This window comes from Streptomyces sp. NPDC051567, assembly GCF_044454165.1.
GTDB lineage: Bacteria > Actinomycetota > Actinomycetes > Streptomycetales > Streptomycetaceae > Streptomyces.
Genome location: NZ_JBITDK010000028.1, coordinates 79,294 through 86,347 on the forward strand (window position 1 = coordinate 79,294; position 7,054 = coordinate 86,347).

At 73.3% G+C, this 7,054-nt stretch carries 3 protein-coding genes; 1 reads left to right on the plus strand and 2 read right to left on the minus strand.

Going from position 1 to position 7,054, the window contains the following annotated elements; genetic code table 11:
- Window positions 1-76 precede the first annotated feature (76 nt).
- Together ACIA5F_RS25360 and ACIA5F_RS25365 are read right to left on the minus strand one after the other, a co-directional pair.
- Window positions 77-2,371: an MMPL family transporter gene (locus ACIA5F_RS25360; protein WP_399356703.1), complete on the minus strand. Its 2,295-nt coding sequence runs from the start codon at window positions 2,369-2,371 to the stop codon at window positions 77-79.
- Between the two features lie 161 nt (window positions 2,372-2,532).
- Window positions 2,533-3,138, minus strand: coding sequence for a TetR/AcrR family transcriptional regulator (locus tag ACIA5F_RS25365; protein WP_399356705.1), 606 nt, complete (start codon window positions 3,136-3,138; stop codon window positions 2,533-2,535).
- A gap of 207 nt (window positions 3,139-3,345) precedes the next feature.
- Here ACIA5F_RS25365 and ACIA5F_RS25370 point away from each other — a divergent pair, with 207 nt between their 5' ends.
- The gene (locus ACIA5F_RS25370) at window positions 3,346-6,753 is read left to right on the plus strand and encodes a S41 family peptidase (protein WP_399356707.1); all 3,408 of its coding nucleotides are present in this window, start codon (window positions 3,346-3,348) and stop codon (window positions 6,751-6,753) included.
- Window positions 6,754-7,054: the final 301 nt, after the last annotated feature.

The following is a 7,054-nucleotide window of genomic DNA, read 5'->3' on the forward strand; positions in this document are numbered from 1 at the left end:
ACGACGGGTCACGACGGTGCGGCGGCGGTGACAGCACCGGTAACGGTGCCGGTGACAGCGCCGGTGCCGGCCTCGGTCAGGCGTTGACCAGCTTGCGGCCCTTGTCCGGGTCCTCCGGGGAGTCCGTCGGGCCTGCCGTGTCCGCCGTGCCGGCCGTGGCCGCGAGGTGCTTGCGCAGGCTCTCGCCCTCCACGTCGACGTTGGGCAGCAGCCGGTCCAGCCAGCGCGGCAGCCACCACGCCTTGTGCCCGAGCAGCGCGAGCACCGCCGGGACGATGGCCATGCGGACCACGAACGCGTCGAAGAAGACGGCGACGGCCAGACCGAAGCCGATCATCTTGACCATCTGGTCGCTGGCCCCGATGAAGCCCGCGAACACCGCGATCATGATGACGGCGGCGGCCACGACCACCCGCGCGCTGTACTGGAAGCCGGTCACGACGGCCTGGCCCGGACGCTCGCCGTGGACGTACGCCTCACGCATCCGGGTGACGAGGAAGACCTCGTAGTCCATGGCCAGACCGAAGACGACGCCCACCATGAAGATCGGCATCATCGACATGATCGGGCCGGTCTGCTCGACGCCGAAGAGCGAGGCGAGCCAGCCCCACTGGAAGACCGCGACGACCGCGCCGAGGGCGGCGACGACCGAGAGCAGGAAGCCGAGGGCCGCCTTGAGCGGGACCAGGACCGAGCGGAACACCAGCATCAGCAGCAGGAAGGCGAGACCGACCACGAGCGCCAGGTAGGGCAGCAGCGCGTCGTTCATCTTCTGCGAGAAGTCGATGTTCATGGCGGTGGCGCCGGTGACGAGGACGTCGTCCCCGCTGCCCGCGCGGATCTGGTGGACCAGGTCCTCGGTCTGCGTGGAGGAGGGGCGGTCCTTCGGGATGACGCTGATCACGGCGGCGTCGCCGGCCTCGTTGAGGTGCGGCGGGGTCACCGCGACCACGCCCTCCAGGCCCTTGATCCGGTCGGCGGTCCCGTCGGCGATCTCCTTGCCGCCGTCGACCACCACCATCAGCGGGCCGTTGAAGCCGGGGCCGAAGCCCTCGGAGAGCAGGTCGTACGCCTTGCGCTGGGTGGTGGAGACCGGCTGGGCGCCGTCGTCCGGCAGGCCCATCTCCAGCTGGCTCGCCGGGATGGCGATGGCCCCGAGGCCGATCACACCGGCCAGCAGCACGGTCACCGGGCGGCGCAGTACGAAGCGGGCCCAGCGGGTACCGGCGTTGGGCTTCTCGGCCCCGCCCTCCTGCTGCTCGCCCTTGCCGCTCTTGCCGCTCTTGCTGTTCTCGCTGCCCTTGCTGCCCTTGCCGCCCTTGCCGCCCTTGCCGAAGAGCTTGCTCTTCGTTCCGGCCGGCAGGACCTTCTTGCCCGCGAAGCCCAGCATGGCCGGGACGAGGGTGAGGGCGACCAGGACGGCGAGGACCACGGTCCCGGCGGCGGCGAAGCCCATCTTGGTCAGCATCGGGATGTTGACGACGGCCAGGCCCACCAGGGCGATGACCACGGTCAGACCGGCGAAGACGACGGCGGAGCCGGCGGTTCCGGCGGCCCGCCCGGCGGCCTCGTCCCGCTCGCGGCCCTCGGCGAGCTCCGCGCGGTAGCGGGAGACGATGAAGAGGGCGTAGTCGATGCCGACCGCGAGGCCGATCATCATCGCGAGGGTGGAGGTGGTGGAGCCGAGGTCGAGGACGTTGGCGAGCGCGGTGATCGAGGAGATGCCGATGCCCACGCCGATCAGCGCGGTCAGCAGCGGCAGCCCGGCCGCGATCAGGGAGCCGAAGGTGATGACGAGGACGATCGCGGCGACCATGATGCCGATGATCTCGCCGGAGCCCGTCTCGGGCGCCGCCATCAGCGCGTCACCGCCGATCTCGACGGTGAGCCCCTGGTCCTGGGCCGCCTTGCCGGTGCCGGTGAGGGCCTCGCGGGTGGCGTCCTTCAGCTCCATGCCGCTGACGTCGTACTTGACGCTGATGTAGGCGGTGGAGCCGTCCTGGCTGACGGCCTGGGTGGCGTAGGGGTCGTCCACGGAGACGATCTGCGCGGCGCCGGGGCCGTCCTTCAGCCCGGAGATCATCTTCTCGACCTCGGACTTGGGGCCCGGGTCGGTGACCTTGGCGCCCGCCGGGGCCTTGACGACGACACGGGCGGTGGCGCCGTCGGCGGCCATGCCCGGGAAACGCTTGTCCAGCAGGTCGAAGGCCCTCTGGGCCTCCGTGCCGGGTATCGAGAACGAGCCGGAGGTCGGCGCGGACGCCGTGGCGGCGCCGAAGCCGGCGACGAACAGCAGCGCCACCCAGACGAGGGCGACGAGGCGTCGGCGCCGGAAGGCGCCCCGGCCGAGTCGGTAGAGGAAGGTGGCCACGTCGTGGTTCTCCCGTTCGGGTCGTGGGACGGATCAGGGCATCAGGCATGGGGGTGCCGGCCCGACGACGAGAGCGGCGTGTCAGGAACAGCGGAAGGACGGCTCCGGGTCCGTGGGTGCGGAACTCCGGGTGTCCGGTGGTGCGGGGAGGACGGAACGGATCAGACGCCGAGGGCGGGGAAGACCACCGCGTCGATGAAGTCGCCGAGGAAGGACCGGTCCACGGACCGGTCCTCGATCAGCGGGAGCGCGATGAACGCCCCGATGAGCAGGTGCGGGACGAAGTCCAGGGCCGGACAGTCCGGGGCGATCTCGCCCCGGTCCACCGCGCGCTGGAGCATCACCTGGAGTCCGTTGATCTCCGGGTCGACCAGCAGCTCCCGCAGCGCCTTGTGGAGCGCGGGGCTCTCGTGGACGGCGTGGGCCAGACCCCGGATGAGCGCGGTGTCCTTGGCCATCTGATCGTCGTCGGAGTGCTCGATCATGACGGTGAAGTCCCCGCGCACGCTGCCCGTGTCGATCTCCCCCAGGGAGACCGGCTGGGTGCACCGCAGAGCCTTCGCGACCAGCTCCGGCTTGCTCCCCCACTGGCGGTAGAGGGTGGCCTTGCTGGACTTCGTACGGGCGGCGACCGCGTCCATGGTCAACGCGTCGTAGCCGACGTCACGCAGCAGGTCGAGGACCGCCGCGTGCAGTTCGGCCTCCCGTTCGGGGGTGATCCGGCTGCGCCGTGACGGCGCCGTCACCGGCGTCTCCGCTGCGCTCATCTCCGCACCCTCCTCACCGGACGAGACCGTTTCGTACGGCACGACCCTACCCGCCCCCACCAAGAGAACGAAACCGTTCCGTTTCGATCCGGCGGTGAGATGGGTCACTGATCCACCGGGCCAGTGGTGGGGCGGGCACCGGTCCAGCGGTGCGATGAGTCACTTGTACGAGTTGCCCGGCCACCCCGGCGCGGAAAGCATGAGGGGGTGAGTCACGACGCCGCGTACCTCCGGTTCCCGCACCTCCACGACGACCTGCTGTGCTTCGCCACCGAGGACGACCTGTGGGTCGCCCCGCTGGTCCCCGAGGGGCGCGCCCCCGGCCGGGCCTGGCGGATCACCGTCGACCGGACCCGGATCGGCCACCCGCGCTTCTCCCCCGACGGCCGGCACATCGCCTTCACCACCTGGCGCAGCCTCGACCCCGAGATCCACCTCGTCCCCGTGGACGGCGGCCCGGCCCGCCGGCTCAGCCACTGGGGGGCCTCCGACACCCGCGTCTGCGGCTGGACCCCGCCCGACGAGGAGGGCCGCAGCGACATCCTGGCCGTCTCCTCGCACGGCCAGCCCTTCTCCTACTTCTCCTGGGCCTACAGCCTCCCGACCGACGGCGGCCCCGGCGGACGCCTGCCCTGGGGCCCCGTCGGCGACATCGCCGTCCACGACGAGGACAGCGGGGGCGGCGGGGGCGAGCGGCGCACCCTGCTGCTCACCGGCAGGCCGCCGCACGAGCCCGCCGCCTGGAAGCGGTACCGGGGCGGCGCCACCGGCCGGCTGTGGCTGCACGGGAAACGGCTGCTGGAGGGCATCGGCGGCCACCTGGACTCCCCGATGTTCGTGGCCGGGCGCATCGCCTTCCTCTCCGACCACGAGGGCGTCGGCAACCTCTACTCCTGCCTGCCCGACGGCACCGGCCTGCGCCGCCACACCGACCACGCCGAGTTCTACGCCCGGCACGCCTCCAGCGACGGCTCCCGGATCGTCTACCAGTGCGCGGGCGAGCTCTGGCTCGTCGACTCGCTGGCACCGGACGCCGTCCCGCGCAGGCTCGCGGTCCGGCCGGGGGGCCCGCGCGCGGGCCGGCGCCCCTACCAGGTCTCCGCCGCCAGCAACGTCGACTCGCTCTCCGTCGACACCACCGGCCGGGCCAGCGCCGTCGTCGTACGCGGCAGCCTCTACTGGCTGACCCACCGCGACGGCCCGGCCCGGACCATCGCCGACACCCCGGGCGTGCGGGTGCGGCTGCCCGAGATGCTCGGCAGCGGCGGGCAGGTCGCCTACGTGACGGACGCGGAGGGCGAGGACGCGATCGAGATCGCCTACCTCCCCCGCGCCTCCGGGGACCGGGAGCCGCGCCGGCCCGTCTCCGGCGGCCTGGGACGCGTCCTCGAACTGGTCTCCGACCCGGACGGGGAGCGGCTCGCCGTCGCCTCCCACGACGGGCGGCTGCTCCTCGTCGACGCGACGGAGGAGGAGCCCGAGGCGCCCGGGGAGCCGTCCCCGGATTCCCCGGATTCCCGGGAGCCTGAGGGGTCCCGGGGCGGGGTCACCGAGCTGATCCGGTCCATCAACGGGCCGGTGACCGATCTGGCGTTCTCCCCCGACGGGGCCTGGCTGACCTGGTCGCACCCGGGCATCGGGCGCTCCCTGCGGCAGATCAAGATGGCCCGGATCTCCGGCCCCGGAGCGGGCGTCGTCCTGGACGTCACCAACGGCCGCTTCGCCGACGAGAACCCGGTCTTCACCCGCGACGGCCGCTACCTGGCCTTCCTGTCGTGGCGCGGCTTCGACCCGGTCTACGACGTCCACACCGGCGACCTGTCCTTCCCGCTGGGCTGCCGCCCGTACCTGGTCCCGCTCTCCTCCGCGACCCCCTCGCCGTTCGCGTTCTCGCCCGACGGACGCCCTGCGGCCGGCGGGCTCGACCCCGTCGAGGGGGACACCGGCGACGGGGCGGTGACCGTGGAGGCGGAGGGGCTGGAGAACCGGGTGACGCCGTTCCCGGTGCCCGCGTCGAAGTACTCGGCCCTGTACCCGGTCAGCGGCGGCGGACTGGTCTGGCTGCGGTGGCCGATCTCCGGCGCCCTCGGCGAGACCTTCGCCAACCCGGCCGACACCAGCGGCAGGCCGACGCTGGAACACTTCGACCTCACCAAGGCCCGCAGGACGGAACTGGCCTCCGGGCTGGACTGGTTCGCGGTCAGCGGCGACGGCACCCGGCTCGTGGTCAACGAGGACGGCGAGCTGCGGGCCGTCCCCGCGACCGAGCCGGGCGACGGCGACTCCACCGTCCACCTGGACCTGCGGCGCATCCTGCACGAGGTGGACCCGGCCGCGGAGTGGCGCCAGGCGTTCGACGAGGCCGGGCGGCTCATCCGCGCCTACTTCTGGGAACCCCGGATGTGCGGCATCGACTGGGACGCGGTCCTGCGCCAGTACCGCCCCCTGGTCGAACGGGTCGCCTCCCCCGACGAGTTCGCCGACCTGCTGCGCGAGGTCCTCGGCGAGCTGGGCACCTCGCACGCCTACGTCTCCCCCGCGCGCCGCAACGAGGGCCCGCCCCACTACCAGCGGGCCATCGGGCTGCTCGGCGCCAACTTCGTGCCCAGGGACGGGAGCTGGGTGATCGGCCGCATCCTGCCCGGCGAGTCCTCCGACTCCAAGGCCCGCTCCCCGCTGGCGGGCACCGGCATCCGGGAGGGCTCGGCCCTCACCCATGTGGACGGCCGGCCGGTGGACCCGGTGGCCGGACCGTTCCCGCTGCTCGCGGCGGCGGGCGGCACCACGGTCGAGCTGACCTTCCGACCACCGACGGGGAACGGCCCCCCGGAACTCACCGAGGACGGGGCCGCCCAGGGTGAGAGCGCCCGGGGCGGGGGCCCGGCCCGCCGGGTCGCGGTCGTCCCGCTCGTCGACGAACGGCCGCTGCGCTACCAGGACTGGGTGGCCAAACGGCGCGCGGTGGTCCGCGACCTCAGCGGCGGCCGGTGCGGCTACCTCCACATCCCCGACACGGGCGGCTCGGGCTGGGCCCAGTTCAACCGCGACCTGCGCCGGGAGATGTCCCGGCCCGCGCTGATCGTGGACGTGCGCGGCAACGCGGGCGGGCACATCAGCGAGCTGGTGATCGAGAAACTGACCCGCTCGATCCTCGGCTGGGACCTGACCCGCGACGCCCAGCCGGTGTCCTACGCCTCCAACGCGCCCCGGGGCCCGATCGTCGCGCTCGCCGACGAGGCGACCGCCTCCGACGGGGACATGATCACCGCCGCCTTCAAGCTGCTGGGCCTGGGCCCGGTGGTCGGCCAGCGCACCTGGGGCGGGGTCGTCGGGATGACCGGCCGTCACACCCTCGGCGACGGCTCGGTGATCACGGTGCCGATGAACGCCGCCTGGTTCCCGGAGTACGGCTGGTCGGTGGAGAACCACGGCGTGGAACCGGACCTGGAGATCCTGCGCACCCCGCTGGACTGGGCGGAGGGACGGTACGCGCAGCTCGACGACGCCGTGGAACTGGCTCTGGAGCTGCTGGAGCAGGACCCGGCCCTCCAGCCGCCCGGATACACGGACGTACCGGACCTCCGCCGCCCCCCACTGCCGCCGCGCGGTACGTAGGAGCGGGGGACGGAGGGCGGAGGACGGAGGGCGGAGGACGGAGGGCAGCCGTGTTTCACGTGAAACACGGCTCCTGTTTCACGTGAAACGACCGCCCGTTTCACGTGAAACACCGCCCCTGGCGGGCCGGAAGGCCGGACCGGGCAGCACGGCGCACCATGCCCGGCCGGACATGAAGGGGGGGGGGGGGGGGGGGGGGGGGGGGGGGGGCGGCCGCCGCCCCCCCCCCGCGGGGGGGGCGCGGGGGGGGGGGCCGCCGCCCCCCCGCAGCCTCGGGGCGCGCCCGCGCGCCCGCGGCAAC